This window comes from Occultella gossypii (genome assembly GCF_019947135.1).
Lineage (GTDB): Bacteria > Actinomycetota > Actinomycetes > Actinomycetales > Beutenbergiaceae > Occultella > Occultella gossypii.
The window spans coordinates 39,998-58,310 of record NZ_JAGSHT010000001.1; the positions used below are offsets into that span (position 1 = coordinate 39,998).

Here is an 18,313-nt window from a genome sequence, read left to right on the forward strand (position 1 = left end):
CGGTCAGTTCGCGTCGAGCAGAGCGAGCACCGCGTCCAGGCGCGGCCCGGGTAGGGCGACGTCGGCCTGTGCGGCCACCACCGGCTTCGCCGCGAAGGCGACCCCGAGCCCGGCGGCCGCAATCATGTCGAGGTCGTTCGCGCCGTCGCCCACCGCGACCGTGTCGGCGAGATCGATGCCCTCGGCGGCCGCGAACTCGCGCAGGTGCCGCGCCTTCGCGGCCCGGTCGACGATCGGGCCGCTGACGCGGCCGGTGAGCACGCCGCCGTCGGCCTCGAGCCGGTTCGCCCGGACCAGGGTGATGCCGGCCCGGGCGGCGATCGGGTCCACGATCTCGTGGAAGCCGCCGGAGACCAGGGCGACCGGCCAGCCGCGCGCGAGCAGTTCGCGCACCAGTTCGAGGGCACCGGGTGCGGTGCGCACCTGCGCGCGGACCTCGTCCAGAACCGACACCGGTAGCCCGGCGAGCGTCGCGACGCGCTCGGTGAGGGACCGGGCGAAGTCGAGCTCGCCACGCATCGCGCGCTCGGTGATGGCCGCGACGAGATCACCGGTGCCGGCGTGCGCCGCGATCAGGTCGATCTGCTCGCCGGTGATGAACGTGGAGTCCACGTCCATCACGACCAGCCGGCGGCGGTAGCTCGGCCCGGTCGGCCCGGTCGGCCCGGTCGGCATGGTCGGCATGGGGTCAATCATGCCGCAGCCGCCGACCCAGGTGGACCTGCATCACGAGGTCGCCTGCTCGGAGATTGCTCAGACGGCGGTGACCCGGGTGCCCTTCGGGACCACGGTGACCCCGGCAGGCGTCACCGCGAAGCCTCGGCTCGCGTCGAGCTCGGCGTCGACGCCCACCGTGGCACCGGCCTCGATCTCCACGAACTTGTCCACGATCGCCTTGTTCACCTGTGCGCGCCGGTGCACCTGGACGCCGTCCATGAGCACCGAGTCCGCGACCGAGGACCAGGAGTTCACACGGGTCCCTGGGGACAGGATCGAGCCGGACACCTCGCCACCGGAGACGACGACCCCGGGGGAGATGATCGAGTCGTGGGCCTGGCCGATCCGGTCGGCGGACGCGTGCACGAACTTCGCCGGCGGCAGGCCCACGTAGCCGGTGTGCAGCGGCCAGTTGTCGTTGTAGAGGTTGAACACCGGCTCGACGGCGATGAGGTCCTGGTTCGCCTCGTAGTAGGCGTCGAGGGTCCCGACGTCGCGCCAGTAGTCGCGGTCCCGGTCGGTGGAGCCGGCGACGTCGTTGTGGATGAAGTCGTACAGGCCGCACTGCCCGCGGTCGACGAAGTAGGGCACGATGTCGCCGCCCATGTCGTGGCGGGAGGAGGTCGACGCGGCGTCCTTGGTGACGGCGTCGAGCAACGCGTCCGCGTTCATCACGTAGTTGCCCATGGAGGCCAGGACCTCCTGCGGGGAGTCCGCGAGGCCGACCGGGTCGGCCGGCTTCTCCAGGAACTCGGCGATCCGCAGCGGGTCCGATGCATCCGCGGAGATCACCCCGAACTGGTCGGCGAGGCCGATCGGCTGCCGGATCCCGGCGACGGTCATCTCCGCGCCCGAGGAGATGTGGGAGGCCACCATCTGGGAGAAGTCCATGCGGTACACGTGGTCGGCGCCCACCACGACGACGATGTCGGGGCGCTCGTCGTCCATGATGTTCAGGGACTGGTAGATCGCGTCGGCACTGCCGAGGAACCAGTTCTTGCCGACCCGCTGCTGCGCCGGCACCGGGGCCACGTAGTTGCCGAGCAGGTGGGACATCCGCCAGGTCTTCGCGATGTGGCGGTCCAGTGAGTGCGACTTGTACTGCGTCAGCACGACGACCTTGAGGTAACCGGAGTTCACGACGTTGGACAGAGCGAAATCGATGAGGCGGTAGATGCCGCCGAACGGGACCGCGGGCTTGGCGCGATCAGCCGTCAGTGGCATCAATCGCTTTCCTTCTCCACCGGCCAGGACGATCGCGAGAACTCGTGGTGCTGCCATGTTCTGAACCATAGGGTGAGGCGAGGGTTCCCACCATCGCTTGCCGTGGTTTGTCACCAGTACGTCCGCACGGGAGCCCGGGCACCGGAACGGAAGGAGAGCGGGATGCGCGTCGACCTGCTGACCAGGGAGTACCCGCCGAAGGTCTACGGGGGAGCGGGGGTGCACGTCACCGAGCTCGCGGCGGTCCTCGCCGAGCACATCGAGGTGCAGGTGCGGTGCTTCGACGGCCCACGGCCGGATGCCGTCGGCGTGACCGGGTACGACGTGCCGGCGGGCCTGCAGGATGCCAACCCCGCGCTGGCCACCCTGGGTGTCGACCTGGAGATCGCCGCCGACGTCGCCGGCGCGGACCTGGTCCACTCCCACACCTGGTACGCCAACCTCGCCGGGCACCTGGGTGGACTGCTCAACGACATCCCACACGTGCTGTCCGCGCACAGCCTCGAGCCGCTGCGGCCGTGGAAGGCCGAGCAGCTCGGTGGCGGGTACGCCGTCTCGAGCTGGGCCGAACGGACCTCATATGAGGGCGCCGCCCGGGTGATCGCGGTGAGCGCGGGCATGCGTGCCGACATCCTGCGCAGCTATCCGCAGCTGGACCCGGAGAAGGTCGTGGTCGTCCACAACGGGATCGACCTCGACTCCTGGCGACGCCCGGAGCCCGCCGAGGTGGACGCCGTTGCCGCGAAGTTCGGGGTGGACGCGTCCCGGCCCACCGTGATCTTCGTCGGCCGGATCACCCGGCAGAAGGGGCTGCCCTACCTCCTACGCGCGGTCCGGGACCTGCCGGCCGAGGTCCAGATCATCATGTGCGCGGGAGCTCCGGACACCCCGGAGATCGCGGCCGAGGTCAAGGATGCGTTCGCGCAGCTCACCACGGAACGCACCGGGGTGATCTGGATCGACGAGATGCTCCCGCGCGCCGAGGTGGTCGGGCTGCTCGCGGCGTCCACGGTGTTCGTCTGCCCGTCGATCTACGAGCCGCTGGGCATCGTGAACCTGGAGGCGATGGCCGTGGGCCTGCCCGTGGTGGCGTCCGCCACCGGCGGGATCCCGGAGGTCGTCGACGACGGCGTGACCGGGCTGCTGGTGCCGATCGAGCAGGTCACCGACGGCACCGGTACGCCGGTGCACCCGGACACCTTCGTTCGCGACCTGACCGCCGCCCTCACCGAACTCACGTCGGACCCCGAGCGGGCGGCGCGGATGGGCGCCGCCGGGCGGGCGCGGGCGCAGGAGCACTTCTCCTGGGCCGCGATCGGGGAGCGCACCCTCGAGGTCTACCGAGGGGTACTCGCCGAGCGCTGAGCGCGTGGCGGCGGGATCAGGGATCCGGGTCAGCGCGGCCGCGGCGCGCTCGCGCTGGCCGCGGTCAGGGCCCGCCGGGCCGCGGCGGCGACGTGCCGGAGCGCGGCCGAGCGCTGATCGGCCTGCCAGGCGTTCACCGCCGCGCCGTCGTCGGTCCGGGCGAGCTCGACGATCGCGGTCAGCCTGGCCGCGCGGGCGAGGAGGTCGGTGCGGCGGGGGTCCTGATCGGGGGGCAGCCGAATCTCCAGTGCGGGCGGTACCACGGACGAGGCCAGCATCGAGATCTCCTCGGCGGCCTCCTCGCGCCATCGCGCAACATCCATCCGGCTGAGCGCCTCGATGGCGACGTTCAGCGCCTCGGCGAGCCCGGCGCGTGCCTCGCCGAGGGAGTCCACCGCGGGCGGGCCGGCCGCGCCCGCGAACACCTGCCACGCCACCATGGCACCTGGCTCGAGCGCCGAGCCGAACTCGGTCACGACCGGCACCGCGACGAAGGATTCGAGGGCGACGTCCGGGCCGGTCCGCGTTCCGACCTGCGGGCCGGACACCACGAGCGCCTCGCCCACCTCCATGGCCAACTCCCCGGCCGCGCCGCCGAGGGCGAACGGCTCGCCCGGGCTCGGCAGCGCGGCGACGACCTGACCACCGCCCGCCCGCAGCAGCAGCTCCGCGAGCGAGCCACCGCCGTCGACCGTGTGCGGTTCGTCCTCGCCGACGATCGCGGCGAGGGCGTCCGAGACGGAGGTCCGGGCGTCCGGGTCGCGCAGCGCGTCGACCCAGAGCGCGGCCAGCACGCTGCGCGGCACGTCGATGGTCACACGCAGAACCTAGGTCAATTAGGGTCAGGAGTCATGGGTGACGTGCTGCAGTTCGACGACGTGAGCGTCCGTCGCGGGACCAAGACCATTCTCGACGGCGTGAACTGGTCGGTCGAGGAGGGCGAGCGTTGGGTGGTGCTCGGCCCGAACGGGGCCGGTAAGACCACGATCGTGCAGCTCGCCTCGGCACGGATGCACCCGAGCGCGGGACAGGTGGAGGTCCTCGGCGAGCGGCTGGGCGCCGTCGACGTGTTCGAGCTGCGTCCGCGGATCGGCCTCGCCAGCGCCGCCCTGGCCGACCGGATCCCGGGCGGCGAGACCGTCCTGGACGTGGTCCTGACCGCCTCCTACGGGGTCACCGGCCGGTGGCGGGAGAACTACGAGACGCTCGACGTCGGACGCGCACACGACCTGCTCGGCGCATTCGACGTGGCGGACCTGAGCAGCCGCTTCTTCGGAACCCTCTCGGAGGGCGAGCGCAAGCGGGTCCAGATCGCCCGTGCCCTCATGACCGATCCCGAGGTGCTCATCCTCGACGAGCCGGGTGCCGGCCTCGACCTCGGCGGCCGGGAGGAGCTCGTGGCGGCCCTCGGTGAACTCGCTGCGGACGTGTACTCACCCGTGCTCATCCTGATCACCCATCACGTCGAGGAGATCCCGCCGGGGTTCACCGACGGTCTGCTGCTGCGGGACGGGAAGGTGGAGGCCTCCGGGCGGCTCGAGGACGTGATGACCCCGCAGCACCTCTCGCGCACGTTCGGACTCGACCTGCTGGTCGAGCGGCACGGCGAGCGGTGGAGCGCCCGGGCGCTCACGCGCGACGAGCGTGAGCCTGAACGTCGTCACGTGCTTTAAACTTCCTTTACACTGCACTCAAAGGCGACAGGGCGAGGGGAGGCAGCGATGAATTACGGATGGCTGTGGTGGCTCGGAGCGGCGTTGCTGCTCGGGGTCGTCGAGATGCTCACCGTGGACCTGCTGTTCCTGATGCTGGCCGGCGGGGCCGTGGCCGGAGCGATCTCGGCCGGCCTCGGCGCCCCGTTCTGGGTGTCCGCCCTCGTGGCTGCCGCGGTCTCGATCCTGCTGATCTTCGCGGTCCGGCCGTGGGCGCTGGCGCACCTGAAGAAGAGCACCCCGGAGGCGGACACGAACATCTCCGCGCTCACCGGCCGCACCGCGACGGTGCTGGCGGACGTGACCCAGCAGTCCGGCCGGGTCAAGCTCGTGGGCGAGGTCTGGACCGCGCGGGTGGACCAGCCCGGGGTGGTGCTGGGGGTCGGTACCGTGGTGTCGGTGGTCCGCATCGACGGAGCCACCGCCGTGGTCGCGGCGCCGGCCGTCCCGCAGAATCCGAGTCAGCCGTACGGTACGCCCGGTCCCGGTTACTGATCGACGACCTTCACACACGCACGGCCCGATGCGCGGGCCAGAGGAGAGTAGGGGTAGCTGATGGATTTCGGTCAGGTAGTCGGAGCGATCATCCTGATCCTGGTGGTGATCTTCGTGGTCGTGGCGGCCCGCCGCGCGATCCGGATCGTGCCCCAGGCCGTGGCACTCATCGTCGAGCGCCTCGGGCGGTACCAGACGACCATGTACGCCGGGCTGCACCTGTTGATCCCGTTCGTGGACCGCGTCCGGGCCGGCGTCGACCTGCGGGAACAGGTCGTCCCGTTCCCGCCCCAGCCGGTGATCACCTCCGACAACCTCGTGGTCAGCATCGACACGGTGATCTACTTCCAGGTCACCGACCCGAAATCCGCGACGTACGAGATCGCGAACTACATCCAGGGCATCGAGCAGCTCACGGTCACCACGCTCCGTAACATCATCGGTTCGATGGACCTGGAGCAGACCCTGACCAGCCGCGACCAGATCAACGGCCAGCTCCGTGGGGTGCTGGACGAGGCCACCGGCCGCTGGGGGATCCGCGTGAACCGAGTCGAGCTGAAGGCCATCGACCCGCCCCAGAGCGTGCAGGGCGCGATGGAACAGCAGATGCGTGCCGAGCGGGACCGTCGTGCGGCGATCCTCACCGCCGAGGGTGTCAAGCAGTCGCAGATCCTCACCGCCGAGGGTGAGAAGCAGTCGTCCATCCTGCGGGCCGAGGGTGCGGCTCAGGCCGCGATCCTGCGGGCCCAGGGCGAGTCGCGCGCGATCCTCCAGGTGTTCGACGCCATCCACCGCGGAGACGCCGACCCCAAGCTGCTGGCATACCAGTACCTGCAGATGCTGCCGCAGATCGCGAACGGTTCGTCCTCGAAGCTCTGGGTGGTGCCCGCGGAGTTCACCGCCGCGCTCGGCTCCATCACGTCCGCGTTCGGTGGCGGTGGTGGTGGCGACACCCCGCCGGCGGCTCCCCGTGGCGACGGTCCCTCGGATGCGGGCGCGGCCCGCGAGCGGGCTCCGGAGATGATCGAGGGCCTGGACATCGACCTGCCCGAGACGTCGCTGCAGGACCCCGCCGAGGCGCTGCGTGAGGCCCGGAGCCAGGTGGACGAGGCGACGGCCGAGGCGAGTACGGCCGGCGAGCACACCGGGGCACCGTTCAACCGGTCGGCGGAGGCCGGCCAGGCTCCGCCGGACGAGCCGATTCCGCCCGCAGCGAAGCCGTGGAGTCCGCACGGGGAGTGAGTTGCTGACACGGTGTAACGTCACCGTGTGCTTCGACTGGTCCGCAACTTCCTGAAGCCGTACACGTCGGCGATCGTGATCGTCAGCGTCCTGCAGCTGGTCCAGACGCTCGCCGCGCTGTACCTGCCGACGCTGAACGCCCGCATCATCGATCAGGGTGTGGTCACGGGCGATACCGACTTCATCATGCGGACCGGCGGCATGATGCTGGGCATCTCGCTGGTGCAGATGGTCGCGAACGTGATCGCCATCTACTTCGGTGCGCGCACGGCCATGGCCCTCGGGCGGGACCTGCGCGAGGCCCTGTTCGGGCGAATCATGGACTTCTCCGCCCAGGAGATGTCAGCGCTCGGGACGCCGTCGCTGATCACCCGGTCCACGAACGACGTGCAGCAGGTGCAGATGTTCGTGTTCATGTCCCTGACCATGATCATCACGGCACCGATCATGCTCGTCGGCGGCATCATCATGGCGGTCCAGGAGGACACCGGACTGTCGCTGCTGCTCGTGGTCGTGGTTCCGGTGCTCGGCGGCACCATGGCCCTTGTGGCCGGTCGGATGGTGCCCTACTTCCGCAGCATGCAGAAGCGGATCGACTCCATCAACGGCATCCTGCGCGAGCAGATCACCGGGATCCGGGTGGTCCGGGCGTTCGTGAAGGAGGGCGACGAGCAGGCGCGGTTCGCGGTGGCGAACACGGCACTGCGGGACGTCGCGATCAAGGTGGGCTGGGTGCTCGCGTTCGCGATCCCGCTCGTGATGCTGATCGTGAACGTCGCCTCCGTCGGGGTGATGTGGTTCGGCGCGCAGCGCGTGGACTCCGGTGCGATGGAGATCGGCTCCATCGTGGCGTTCCTCAGCTATCTGATGTTCATCCTGTTCGCGGTGATGATGGCGACGATGATGTTCATGTTCGCCCCGCGGGCCGTGGTCTCGGGTGAGCGGATCGACGAGGTCCTCGGTTCCGAGCCGACCGTGCTGGCGCCCCTCGACCCGAAGCGGCCCGACCGGGTCCGTGGCGCCGTGGCGTTCGACACGGTCGACTTCCACTACCCGGGGGCCGAGGCCTCGGTGTTGCACGGGGTCTCGTTCCGGGCCGAGCCTGGCCGGACGACGGCGATCATCGGGTCCACCGGTTCCGGCAAGACGACACTGCTGAACCTGGTGCCCCGGCTGTTCGACGCCTCCGAGGGCGCCGTGCGCATCGACGGGATCGATGTGCGTGACATCGCCCCGGACATCATCACGGGTGAGATCGGGCTGATTCCGCAGAAGCCGTACCTGTTCTCCGGGACCGTCGCCTCGAACCTGCGGTACGGGCGTGAGGACGCCACCGACGAGGAGATGTGGGACGCGCTGAGGGTGGCCCAGGCCGAGAACTTCGTGCGCTCCATGGACGGCGGCCTGGAGGCCGAGATCGCGCAGGGCGGCACGAACGTCTCCGGTGGGCAGCGCCAACGCCTGGCGATCGCGCGAGCCCTGATCCGCAAGCCCTCCATCTACCTGTTCGACGACTCCTTCTCCGCTCTGGACTACGCCACCGACGCGGCGCTGCGGGCCGCGCTGAAACCGCGGACGCGAGACGCCAGCGTGATCATCGTGGCCCAGCGGGTCTCGACGATCCGGGACGCGGATCAGATCCTGGTGCTCGAGCACGGCCGGGTGGTGGGCAGCGGCACGCACGACGAGCTCCTCGCGACGAACGAGACCTACCAGGAGATCGTCTCCTCCCAGCTGACCGCGGCGGAGGCGGCATGAGCACCGACGACCGCGATGTCACCAGCGGCGAGCGCGCCGACGACTCCGAGCTGAAGGCGTCCGTGAAGCCCGCGGAGCGTCGGCCACAGGCGCACGGCCCCGGCGGCGGGCTCGGGATGCCCGCCGAGAAGCCGATGAACTTCGGCGGCACCCTGCGACGGATCCTCTCGGAGCTGCGTCCCCAGCGCATCGCGGTCTTCGTGGCGATCGGCTTCGGCGTGGTCTCCACGGCGCTCGTCGTGGTCGGTCCGAAGCTGCTCGGGAACGCCACCAACGCCATCTTCGAGGGGTTCATCGGGAGCCAGTTCGAGCCGGGCCTGACCCAGCCGGAACTGATCGAGTACCTGCGGTCGCAGGGGATGGACGCCCAGGCCGATCTGATCAGCGGGATGCCGAACCTGATTCCCGGGCAGGGCATCGACTTCACCCGGCTCGCGCAGCTGCTCGGCGTGGTCCTGGCCGTGTACGCCGCGTCGTTCCTGTTCAGCTGGCTGCAGGGCCGGATCACGACCAAGGTGGTCCAGCAGACCGTGTACGACCTGCGGGAACGCTCCGAGACGAAGCTGGCGCGGCTGCCGCTCAGCTACTTCGACAAGCAGGCCCGCGGTGAGGTGCTCTCCCGGGTCACGAACGACATCGACAACATCGCCCAGACACTGCAGCAGTCGCTGTCCCAGCTGATCACCTCGGTCCTGACGGTGGTCGGCGTGCTCTTCATGATGTTCTACATCTCGTGGATCCTGGCGCTGGTCGCCCTCGTGACGATCCCGCTCTCGGCCGTGGTGGTCGCCCAGATCGCCAAGCGCTCGCAGCCCCAGTTCGTGGAGCAGTGGAAGCGCACCGGCACCGTGAACTCGCACGTCGAGGAGATGTACACCGGGCACTCCCTGGTGAAGGTCTTCGGTCACGAGGCGACCGCCCGGGAGACGTTCGAGCACGAGAATACGAAGCTCTACGAGGCAAGTTTCAAGGCCCAGTTCATCACCGGAACCATCCAGCCCGTCATGGGCTTCGTGTCCAACCTCGGGTACGTGGTGGTCGCCGTGGTCGGTGGACTCCGGGTCGCGTCCGGGCAGATGAGCCTCGGGGACGTGCAGGCGTTCATCCAGTACTCGCGCCAGTTCTCCCAGCCGATCACCCAGATCGCCTCGATGATGAATCTGCTGCAGTCAGGGGCGGCCTCGGCCGAGCGCGTGTTCGAGCTCCTCGACGCGCCGGAGGAGTCCGCGGACCCGGTCGCCCCGGCCACGCTGGAGACCGTCGAGGGTCGCGTCGCGTTCGAGGACGTGTCCTTCAGCTACACGCCGGAGCGGCCGTTGATCGAGGGCCTGTCCTTCGTGGCCGAGCCCGGACAGACCATCGCGATCGTCGGCCCGACGGGCGCCGGCAAGACCACGCTGGTGAACCTGATCATGCGGTTCTACGAGGTGGACGGCGGCCGGATCACGATCGACGGCGTGGACACCCGCGATCTGACCCGCGCGGGCCTGCGCTCGAACATCGGCATGGTGCTGCAGGACACCTGGCTGTTCGGCGGCTCCATCGCGGACAACATCAGCTACGGCACCCACCGCGAGGTGACCGAGGCCGAACTCGTCGCCGCCGCGGAGGCCACCCACGTGGACCCGTTCGTACGGACCCTGCCGGACGGCTACGAGACCACACTGGACGACGAGGGCACCAACGGCACCGCGGTCAGCGCGGGGGAGAAGCAGCTCCTCACCATCGCGCGGGCGTTCCTGGCGGACCCGGCGATCCTCATCCTCGACGAGGCCACGTCCTCGGTGGACACGCGCACCGAAGTGCTCGTCCAGGAGGCCATGAACGCGCTCCGGCAAGGGCGCACCAGCTTCGTCATCGCCCACCGGCTCTCCACCATCCGGGATGCCGACATCATCCTCGTGATGGAGCAGGGCTCGATCGTCGAGAAGGGCAGCCACGACGAGTTGATCGCCGCCGGCGGCGCCTACGCCCGCCTCTACCAGGCCCAGTTCGCGGCGGCCGCGGCCGAGGTGGACTGACGCCCTCGGTCGGGCCGAAGGCGCACAACCTAGCCGGTCGGCGCCTGAGGCGACGGACCTTCTCATCCCCGGGCGACGCCGTCGTACACCTGAAGTTCGACAACACGTCGGGTGACATCACCCGCGCGGTGGATACGCCACGCCGTCCGCTTCTGCCACGATCGGCCTATGCGCATCGCCGTGGTAGCCGAGTCGTTCCTTCCCCAGGCCAACGGGGTCACCGTCACGCTCCTGCGGCTGCTGGAGTACCTGGACGTGCGGGGCGAGGACGTGCTGGTCCTGGCGCCGGCCCCGGGCCGCGGCGAGCACGCCGTTGCCGAGTACGCCGGGGCGACCGTGCGTCGCTACCGGGCGGTGCCGCTCCCGGGCTACTCGGAGATGCGGCTGTCCAACCCGCGGGTGCGGACCCTGGAGGAACACCTGCGCTACTTCGGGCCGGACGTGGTGCACCTGGCCGCGCCGTTCGTGCTCGGCTGGCAGGCGATCGGGGCAGCGCAGTCGCTCGGTCTGCCGTCCGTCGCGGTGTACCAGACCGAGGTGCCCAGTTACGCGAAGCGGTACAAGGTACGTCAGATCGAACCGCTCCTGTGGCGCCGGATCGAAGACATCCACAAGAGCGCAACGCTCTCGCTCGCGCCGTCCTCGTACGCCTGCAAGCAGCTGATCGACCGAGGCGTTCACCGGGTCGCGGTCTGGCCGCACGGGGTGGACCGGGACCGGTTCTCGCCGGTGCACCGCGACGAGGCCCTGCGTGCCACGGTGGCGCGCGGGGACGAGGTCGTGGTCGGGTACGTCGGCCGGCTGGCCCGGGAGAAGCAGGTCGAGGATCTGGCCGTGCTGCAGAACCTGCCGGGGGTCCGCCTGGTGGTGGTCGGCGACGGGCCGCGCCGTGACCAGGTCATGCGGGCCCTGCCGGACGCGACGTTCACCGGTCGGCTCGAGGGCGCGGACCTGACCCGGATGATGGCCAGCCTCGACGTGTTCGTGCACACCGGCGAGATGGACACGTTCGCCCAGACGATCCAGGAGGCCCAGGCCTGCGGCGTGCCCGCGGTGGCGCCGGCCCGGGGTGGGCCGATCGACCTGATCGCGGACGGGCAGAACGGATTCCTCTATCCGCCCGGTGATCTGGTTGCGATGCGACGAGCGGTCGCCACGCTCGCCGCCGACCCGGTTCGCCGCACGATGATGGGCCTGGCGGCGCGGGAGTCCACCGCCCCGCGGACCTGGGACGCGGTCAACGCCGAAGTGACCCAGCACTACGCGAACGCGATCGAGTTCGCCGCCCGGGATCGGATCGCCTCCGGCGGACGCCCCATGCGGCGCCGGCTGATCACCCGTTAGTCTCGCGGGCGTGCCGATCGTCCCGCTCACAGATCTCGGCTCCGCCGAACTCGCCGACTACACCAGCCTGACCGACGTGGCGCTGCGCTCGCGCAGCGAGCCCGAGCGTGGCATGTACATCGCCGAGAGCGCCACGGTGATCCGCCGGGCCGTGGCCGCCGGGCACCGGCCCCGCTCCTTCCTGCTCGAGCCCAAGTGGCTCCCGGACCTGGAGCCGTTGCTCGCGCAGGTGGGTGCAGGGGAGCACGGGGACCTCCCGGTGTACCTGGCCGAGCAGGACCTGCTCCAGGAGATCACCGGCTTCCACCTGCACCGCGGTGCACTCGCGGCCATGCACCGGCCGCCGCTGGCGCCGGTGGCGCAGGTCGTGGCCGGGGCGCAGCGGGTCGCGATCCTCGAGGACATCGTAGACCACACGAATGTCGGAGCGGCGTTCCGGAGTGCCGCAGGGCTCGGAGTGGACGCCGTGCTGGTCACGCCCCGGTGCGCCGACCCGTTCTACCGGCGATCCGTGCGGGTCTCGATGGGAACCGTGTTCCAGGTGCCGTGGACGCGCGTGGACCCCTGGCCCGATGGGATCGACGCGTTGCGCGACGCGGGGTTCGTCACCGCCGCCCTCGCGCTCGACGACGACTCGATCACCCTGGACGAGCTCGCGGACGACCCGCCCGAGCGGCTCGCACTGGTGCTCGGTGCCGAGGGACACGGACTCAAGGCGCGCACCATCGCGGCGTGTGACCGGACCGTGCGGATCCCGATGGCCGGTGGCGTGGACTCCCTGAACGTCGCGGCCGCCGCGGCGGTGGCGTTCTGGGCCACCCGGCGCCGGTGACGGCCGCGCCGGTCCAGCTGCGCTCGCCGAGGGTCAGCCCTTGAGCTCGGCCAGGGCGAGTCGGCGCTCCTTCTGTGCCACCGGGTCGGGTACCGGGACCGACGCGAGCAGGCGTTGGGTGTACGGGTGCGCCGGCGCACCGAGCACCTGATCGCTGGTGCCCTCCTCCACCAGTTCGCCCCGGTACAGCACGCCGACCCGGTCCGCCACCATCGCGACCACGGCGAGGTCGTGGCTGATGAACAAGGTCGCGAACCCGAGGCGTTCCTGCAGTTCTGCGAACACCTCGAGCACCTTCGCCTGCACCGAGACGTCCAGGGCCGAGGTCGGCTCGTCCGCGATCAGCAGCTCAGGATCCAGGGCGAGCGCCCGGGCCAGGCTGGCCCGCTGGCGCTGCCCACCGGAGAGCTCGTGGGGGTAGCGGCCGGCGTACTGGGTGGGCAGGTGCACGGCATCGAGCAGTTCGTGGACCCGGTCCCGGGCCGCGTTCACGTCCGGGAACCGGCCGTGCACCAGCAACGGCTCGGCCACGCAGTCACCGATCGTCAGCAGCGGGTTGAAGCTGGTGGCCGGGTCCTGGAACACGAACCCGAGACGGGCGCGCAGGGGACGGAACGCCCGCTCGCGGAACCCGACCATCTCGTGTCCGAGGACCCGCAGCGTGCCGCCGGTGGCCGGGGTCAGGCCGGCGATCGCACGCCCGATCGTGGTCTTCCCGGAGCCGGACTCACCCACGAGGCCGAGCACCTCACCTGGCGCGATCTGCAGGCTGACCCGGTTGACGGCCCGGAACCCGCTGCGCCCGAACCGGCCGGGGTAGACCACCTCGAGCTCCTCGGCGGTCACCACCGGCAGCACCTCGGAGCCGGTCGCCGCCGTCGCAGCGGCAGGGCCGCCGTCGGGCTCGCTCGTGTGCGCCTGCAACCGCGGCACCGCGGCGAGCAGCGCGCGGGTGTACGGATGCTGCGGTCGGGCGAACAGCTCGAGCGCTCCTGCCTGTTCCACCAGCTTGCCCCGGTACATCACCGCGACCCGGTCCGCCAGGTCCGCGACCACGCCCATGTTGTGGGTGATCAGCACGATCGAGGAGCCGAACTCGTCCCTGACCCGGCGAAGCAGGTCAAGGATCTCGGCCTGCACGGTCACGTCCAGCGCCGTGGTCGGTTCGTCGGCGACGATCACCTTGGGACCGAGGACGAGCGCCATCGCGATCACGATCCGCTGCTTCTGCCCGCCCGAGAACTGGTGCGGGTACTGGTCCACCCGGGTCTGTGCGTCCGGGATGCCCACCCGGTCGAGGACCTCGATGGCTTGGCGGCGGGCGTCCTTCTTGGAGACCGTGCCATGGGCGCGCAGCCCTTCGGCGATCTGCCAGCCGACCGGGTAGACCGGGTTCAGCGCGGCGGAGGGCTCCTGGAACACCATCGCCACATCCCGGCCCCGGACCCGCCGCAGCTGCGCCGCACCGAGGGTGACCACATCGTTGCCGGCCAGGATCACGGCGCCGTCGACCGTGGCCGTCTCCGGCAGCAGCCGCAGGATCGTCTTGGCCGTGACGGTCTTGCCCGAGCCGGACTCGCCGACGATGGCGAGCACCTCACCGGGTTGCACCTGCAGGCTCACGCCGTCGACGGCGGTGACCGGATCCCCATCGGTGGCGAAGGTGACGTGCAGGTCCTTGATCTCCACGACGGCGCTCATGTGGGTGCTCCTTCGGTGACCGGCTCCGGCGGTGAGGTGATGAGTACACCCTTGACCCGCCGTCGGATCCGCAGCCGGGGGTCGGAGAGGTCGTTCAGGCTCTCGCCCACCAGGGTGACACCGAGCACGAGCAGCACGATGGCGGCGCCGGGAAACACGCCGGTCCACCAGATGCCACTTGCCACATCGGAGATCGCCCGGTTCAGGTCGTAGCCCCACTCGGCGCCTGCCGTCGGGTTGATGCCGAACCCGAGGAAGCCGAGTCCGGCGAGGGTGAGGATGGCTTCGGAGGCGTTCAGGGTGAGGATCAGCGGCAGCGACCGGGTCGCATTGCGGAGCACGTGCCGGCCGAGGATGCGCGGCGTGGAGGTGCCGATCACGCGGGCGGACTCCACGAACGGCTCGGCCTTCAGGCGTACCGTCTCGGCGCGCACCACCCGGAAGTACTGCGGCACGAACACGACGGTGATGGACAGGCCGGCCGCGAGGATGCCACCGAGGAAGCTGGCCCGACCGCCGGAGATGACGATGGAGAGCACGATCGCCAGCAGCAGCGACGGGAACGCGTAGATCGCGTCGGCGATGGTGACCAGGACCCGGTCGAGCCAGCCACCCAGGTAGCCGGAGACCAGCCCGAGCAGGACCCCGAGGAACAGCGATCCGACGATCGCCACCACGACGACCAGCAGGGCCGTCCGTGCGCCCCAGACCACCCGGGAGAACACGTCGTAGCCGCCCACCGTGGTGCCCCAGAGGAACTCGGCCGAGGGAGGTGCCTGACGGGGGAAGTTCCCGTCCGGACCGGAGAGCTGGTTGTAGGAGTAGGGCGCGATGAGCGGGGCGAACACGGCCAGCAGGATGAAGAACACACAGAGCGCCAGGCCGGCGACGAGCATGCCCCGCTGCAGGCCCACGCTGCGCCGGAGCTGCCAGATCAGCGGCAGCTTCTTCCAGCGTGGCTCGGCGGAGGTGCCGTGCACCACCACGGTCTCGTCGATGGTCCCCGGCGGCTCGCTCTCGGTCAGCAACGGTTCACTCATCAGTACCTCACCCTCGGGTCGATCAGCGCCGCAACGACGTCCACGATGAAGTTCGTGACGGCGACGATCACGGCCAGCATGGCGACGATTCCCTGCACGGCCACGAAGTCACGGGCGCCCAGGTACTGCGCCAGCTGGAAACCGAGCCCGCGCCACTCGAATGTGGTCTCGGTGAGGATGGCACCGCCCAGCAGCAGCGCGATCTGCATGCCCATCACGGTGATGATGGGGATCAGTGCCGGCCGGTAGGCATGCTTGCGGACCAGACGGGATTCGCTCACCCCACGCGAGCGCGCAGCGTCCACGTAGTCGCGCCCGAGGGTGCCGATCAGGTTCGTCCGCACGAGGCGCAGGAACACCCCGGCGGTGAGCAGACCGAGGGCCAACGCGGGCAGCACCGCGTGCGCGGCCACGTCCCCGATCAGATCCATCCGTCCGGTGCGCAGGGCGTCGAGCATGTTGATACCGGAGGACCCGCTGATCCCGCTGAGGGTCAGCTGGGTCGAGGAGGTGGCTCGGCCGCTGAGCGGGAACCAGCCCAACCAGACGGAGAACACCAGCTTCAGCAGCAGACCGGCGAAGAACACCGGCGTGGCGTAGAACAGGATGGCACTGACCCGGAGCACCGCATCGGGCCACCGGTCCCGCAGGCGGGCGGCCAGCATCCCGAACGGGATACCCACCACCAGCGCCACGATCAGGGCGTAGATGACCAGCTCGAGGGTGGCCGTGCCGTACGTGACCAGGATCTCGGAGATCGCCCGGTTGTCGGTGATGGTGCGCCCGAAGTCGCCGGAGAAGATCTGGCCGAGGTACTCGAAGTACTGCACGTGCAGGGGCCGGTCGTAACCTGCCTCGGCGAGCCGCTCCGCGAGCTGCGCCGCGCTGAGCCGGCCGCCCACGGACGCCGTGATCGGGTCTCCCACCACCCGCATCAGGAAGAAGACGAGGGTGACCAGGATGAACACGGTGGGGATGATGAGCAGGAAACGGGTGAGGATGTAGCCACCGAGTCCGGAGCCCTTGCTCCGGACCGCGGCGCTCGTCCCCACCGTGCGATCGTCGACGATCGTCACAAGTTGGACCTCTTTCGGCAGGCGTTCCGACGTCCGTCACGAGCGCCGGTGCCACCGCACGGCGGCACCGGCGCTCGGTCGGGGGTCAGCGGCCCAGGGCCGCGTACCGGAACTTGAAGGACGCGTCCAGCGTGTCCGTGACCCCGGTGATATCCGCCGCCGCTACGGCCACCTGGGCGCCCTGCAGGTACGGCACCGTGGACAGATCGGCAGCGACCAGGTCCTGCACCTGCTCGATCAGCGCGGTGCGCTCGGCCTCGTCCACGGTAGTGGCCTGCGCCAGGATCAGGTCGTTGACCTCCTGGTTGTCGTAGTGGTTGCCGAGGAAGTTCTCGGTGAGGAAGAACGGGGACAGGTAGTTGTCCGCATCCGAGTAGTCCGGGAACCAGCCGAGCTGGTAGGCCGGATACAGGTCCTGGGTGCGCTCGGCCGAGTACGCGTCCCACAGGGTGGAGTTGAGCTGCACGTCGAACAGGCCGGTCGCCTCCAGCTGCGCCTCGATCATGGCGTACTCCTCGTCGGAGGAGGCGCCGTAGTGGTCCGGGCTGTACTGCAGGTTCAGTGTCACCGGGGTGGTCACACCCGCATCGGCCAGTGCGGCCGCGGCCGCATCGGCGTCCGGGCCGCCCTCGCCGTCACCGTAGAGCTCTTCCAGCGCCGTGTTCGCACCGGTCAGCCCTTCGGGGATGTAGGAGTACAGCGGGGTGTAGGTGCCCTGGTAGATCTCCTCGGACAGTGCGTTCCGATCGATCAGGTGGGCGACGGCCTGCCGGACGGCCAGTGCCCTCGCGGGATCGGGCTCGGCGGTGGTGGCACCGAACGGCTGGGTGTTGAAGTTGAACACGATGTAGCGGATCTCCCCACCCGGCCCGTCGTGGACCACCACGGAATCGTCGGTGCGCAGGTCGCCGATGTCGGTCGGGCTCATCGACCGGAACGCCACGTCCACGTCACCCTCCTGCACGGCGAGCTTCAACGAGGTCTCCTCGGCGAAGTACTGCACCGTGATCTCGTCGGTGACGGCCGGTGGCAGCAGGCCCGCGTAGTCCTCGAACGCCGTGTAGCGGATCACCTCGTTCTCCACATAGTCACTGATGGAGTACTGGCCCGCGAACGCCTCGGCCTCGGCGATATCGGCCGACGGCGTCACCTCGGTCGCGGAGAGCACCTCCTCGTCCACGATCGGGGCCACCGGGGAGGCGAGGATCTGCGGGAAGATCTGGTCGTTCGGACTCAGCAGGTGGAACACGACCGTGGTCTCGTCGATGACCTCGGTGCTCTCCAGGTTGTACAGGAGCGACGCCGGGCCCTGCGGGTCGTTGATGGCGACCTGGCGGTCGAACGTGAACTTCACGTCCGAGGCGGTCAGCGCGTGGCCGTTCGCGAAGGTCAGGTCCGGCTTGAGTACCACGGTGTACTCGGTCGGGGCGGTGAACTCGGCGGACTCGGCGATGTCGGGCTCCACGTCCGGCGACCCGTACGGGGAGTTCATCAGGAACGGGTACACCTGGTTCATCACGGCCCAGGACCCGTTGTCATAGGACCCGGCCGGGTCCAGCGCGATGATCACGTCCGTGGTGCCGACCGTGATGGCTCCACCGGTGTCGCCACCGGTGCCGTCATCGGCGTTCGGGTCCTCGGTCTCGGCGCAGGCGGCGAGCACGAGGGCGAGGGCGGCGGCAGTGCCGACCACGCTCAGGCCGCGACGCCGGAAGCTGGCTGTAGCCATGTTCCACATCCTTCTTGCGATCTTCTGGGTCCGTGGGTGCACGAACCCCCGGTGATG

General features: G+C 69.9%; 15 protein-coding genes. 8 read left to right on the plus strand and 7 right to left on the minus strand.

The window, feature by feature from the left end:
* Positions 1–3: 3 nt before the first annotated feature.
* Positions 4–684: a phosphoserine phosphatase SerB gene (gene serB, locus KCQ71_RS00210; protein ID WP_223401573.1), complete on the minus strand. Its 681-nt coding sequence runs from the start codon at positions 682–684 to the stop codon at positions 4–6.
* Between the two features lie 69 nt (positions 685–753).
* Positions 754–1,998 (minus strand): glucose-1-phosphate adenylyltransferase, encoded by a 1,245-nt coding sequence (gene glgC, locus KCQ71_RS00215; protein ID WP_223401574.1) that lies wholly within the window; start codon positions 1,996–1,998, stop codon positions 754–756.
* 105 nt (positions 1,999–2,103) lie between these two features.
* Between glgC and glgA the strand changes: the two genes are divergently transcribed.
* Entirely contained in the window at positions 2,104–3,306 is a 1,203-nt protein-coding gene (glgA, locus tag KCQ71_RS00220) for a glycogen synthase (RefSeq protein ID WP_223401576.1), read from the plus strand.
* Between the two features lie 29 nt (positions 3,307–3,335).
* Here glgA and KCQ71_RS00225 read toward each other — a convergent pair whose 3' ends face one another.
* The gene (locus tag KCQ71_RS00225; protein WP_223401578.1) at positions 3,336–4,124 is read right to left on the minus strand and encodes an Rv1486c family protein; all 789 of its coding nucleotides are present in this window, start codon (positions 4,122–4,124) and stop codon (positions 3,336–3,338) included.
* Positions 4,125–4,157: 33 nt separating this feature from the next.
* Here KCQ71_RS00225 and KCQ71_RS00230 point away from each other — a divergent pair, with 33 nt between their 5' ends.
* From KCQ71_RS00230 to KCQ71_RS00260, 7 genes are all read left to right on the plus strand, one after another.
* Positions 4,158–4,979 (plus strand): ABC transporter ATP-binding protein, encoded by an 822-nt coding sequence (locus KCQ71_RS00230; RefSeq protein WP_223401580.1) that lies wholly within the window; start codon positions 4,158–4,160, stop codon positions 4,977–4,979.
* Positions 4,980–5,027: 48 nt separating this feature from the next.
* Positions 5,028–5,513: an NfeD family protein gene (locus KCQ71_RS00235; RefSeq protein WP_223401582.1), complete on the plus strand. Its 486-nt coding sequence runs from the start codon at positions 5,028–5,030 to the stop codon at positions 5,511–5,513.
* Positions 5,514–5,573: 60 nt separating this feature from the next.
* On the plus strand, positions 5,574–6,755 hold the full coding sequence (locus KCQ71_RS00240) for an SPFH domain-containing protein (protein WP_223401583.1): 1,182 nt from the start codon (positions 5,574–5,576) through the stop codon (positions 6,753–6,755).
* 27 nt (positions 6,756–6,782) lie between these two features.
* Positions 6,783–8,513, plus strand: a complete 1,731-nt coding sequence (locus KCQ71_RS00245) for an ABC transporter ATP-binding protein (protein WP_223401584.1) — start codon at positions 6,783–6,785, stop codon at positions 8,511–8,513.
* Positions 8,510–10,534 carry an ABC transporter ATP-binding protein gene (locus tag KCQ71_RS00250; protein WP_372453899.1) on the plus strand — a complete coding sequence of 675 codons (2,025 nt, stop codon included), beginning with the start codon at positions 8,510–8,512 and terminating at the stop codon, positions 10,532–10,534. Before KCQ71_RS00245 ends, KCQ71_RS00250 begins: the two co-directional genes overlap by 4 nt.
* A gap of 168 nt (positions 10,535–10,702) precedes the next feature.
* On the plus strand, positions 10,703–11,878 hold the full coding sequence (locus tag KCQ71_RS00255) for a glycosyltransferase family 4 protein (protein WP_223401585.1): 1,176 nt from the start codon (positions 10,703–10,705) through the stop codon (positions 11,876–11,878).
* Between the two features lie 10 nt (positions 11,879–11,888).
* On the plus strand, positions 11,889–12,710 hold the full coding sequence (locus tag KCQ71_RS00260; RefSeq protein WP_223401586.1) for a TrmH family RNA methyltransferase: 822 nt from the start codon (positions 11,889–11,891) through the stop codon (positions 12,708–12,710).
* A gap of 33 nt (positions 12,711–12,743) precedes the next feature.
* On the opposite strand, the gene KCQ71_RS00265 is transcribed toward KCQ71_RS00260, so the two are convergent.
* The 4 genes from KCQ71_RS00265 to KCQ71_RS00280 form a co-directional block, all read right to left on the minus strand.
* Positions 12,744–14,411 (minus strand): ABC transporter ATP-binding protein, encoded by a 1,668-nt coding sequence (locus tag KCQ71_RS00265; protein WP_223401587.1) that lies wholly within the window; start codon positions 14,409–14,411, stop codon positions 12,744–12,746.
* Positions 14,408–15,451 (minus strand): ABC transporter permease, encoded by a 1,044-nt coding sequence (locus KCQ71_RS00270; RefSeq protein ID WP_223401588.1) that lies wholly within the window; start codon positions 15,449–15,451, stop codon positions 14,408–14,410. Before KCQ71_RS00270 ends, KCQ71_RS00265 begins: the two co-directional genes overlap by 4 nt.
* Complete coding sequence (locus KCQ71_RS00275) at positions 15,451–16,503, minus strand: ABC transporter permease (RefSeq protein ID WP_223401890.1); 1,053 nt, start codon at positions 16,501–16,503, stop codon at positions 15,451–15,453. The genes KCQ71_RS00270 and KCQ71_RS00275 overlap by 1 nt, the downstream gene beginning before the upstream one ends.
* A 109-nt stretch (positions 16,504–16,612) precedes the next feature.
* On the minus strand, positions 16,613–18,256 hold the full coding sequence (locus KCQ71_RS00280) for an ABC transporter substrate-binding protein (RefSeq protein WP_223401589.1): 1,644 nt from the start codon (positions 18,254–18,256) through the stop codon (positions 16,613–16,615).
* Between the last annotated feature and the right edge of the window lie 57 nt (positions 18,257–18,313).

What these genes read in the sequence shown, in the direction of transcription:
- serB (WP_223401573.1), bottom strand. Translation starts at nt 684, where the DNA reads ATGCCGACCATGCCGACCGGGCCGACCGGGCCGACCGGGCCGAGCTAC.
- glgC (WP_223401574.1), bottom strand. Translation starts at nt 1,998, where the DNA reads ATGGCAGCACCACGAGTTCTCGCGATCGTCCTGGCCGGTGGAGAAGGA.
- glgA (WP_223401576.1), top strand. Translation starts at nt 2,104, where the DNA reads ATGCGCGTCGACCTGCTGACCAGGGAGTACCCGCCGAAGGTCTACGGG.
- KCQ71_RS00230 (WP_223401580.1), top strand. Translation starts at nt 4,158, where the DNA reads ATGGGTGACGTGCTGCAGTTCGACGACGTGAGCGTCCGTCGCGGGACC.
- KCQ71_RS00235 (WP_223401582.1), top strand. Translation starts at nt 5,028, where the DNA reads ATGAATTACGGATGGCTGTGGTGGCTCGGAGCGGCGTTGCTGCTCGGG.
- KCQ71_RS00240 (WP_223401583.1), top strand. Translation starts at nt 5,574, where the DNA reads ATGGATTTCGGTCAGGTAGTCGGAGCGATCATCCTGATCCTGGTGGTG.
- KCQ71_RS00250 (WP_372453899.1), top strand. Translation starts at nt 8,510, where the DNA reads ATGAGCACCGACGACCGCGATGTCACCAGCGGCGAGCGCGCCGACGAC.
- KCQ71_RS00255 (WP_223401585.1), top strand. Translation starts at nt 10,703, where the DNA reads ATGCGCATCGCCGTGGTAGCCGAGTCGTTCCTTCCCCAGGCCAACGGG.
- KCQ71_RS00265 (WP_223401587.1), bottom strand. Translation starts at nt 14,411, where the DNA reads ATGAGCGCCGTCGTGGAGATCAAGGACCTGCACGTCACCTTCGCCACC.
- KCQ71_RS00270 (WP_223401588.1), bottom strand. Translation starts at nt 15,451, where the DNA reads ATGAGTGAACCGTTGCTGACCGAGAGCGAGCCGCCGGGGACCATCGAC.
- KCQ71_RS00280 (WP_223401589.1), bottom strand. Translation starts at nt 18,256, where the DNA reads ATGGCTACAGCCAGCTTCCGGCGTCGCGGCCTGAGCGTGGTCGGCACT.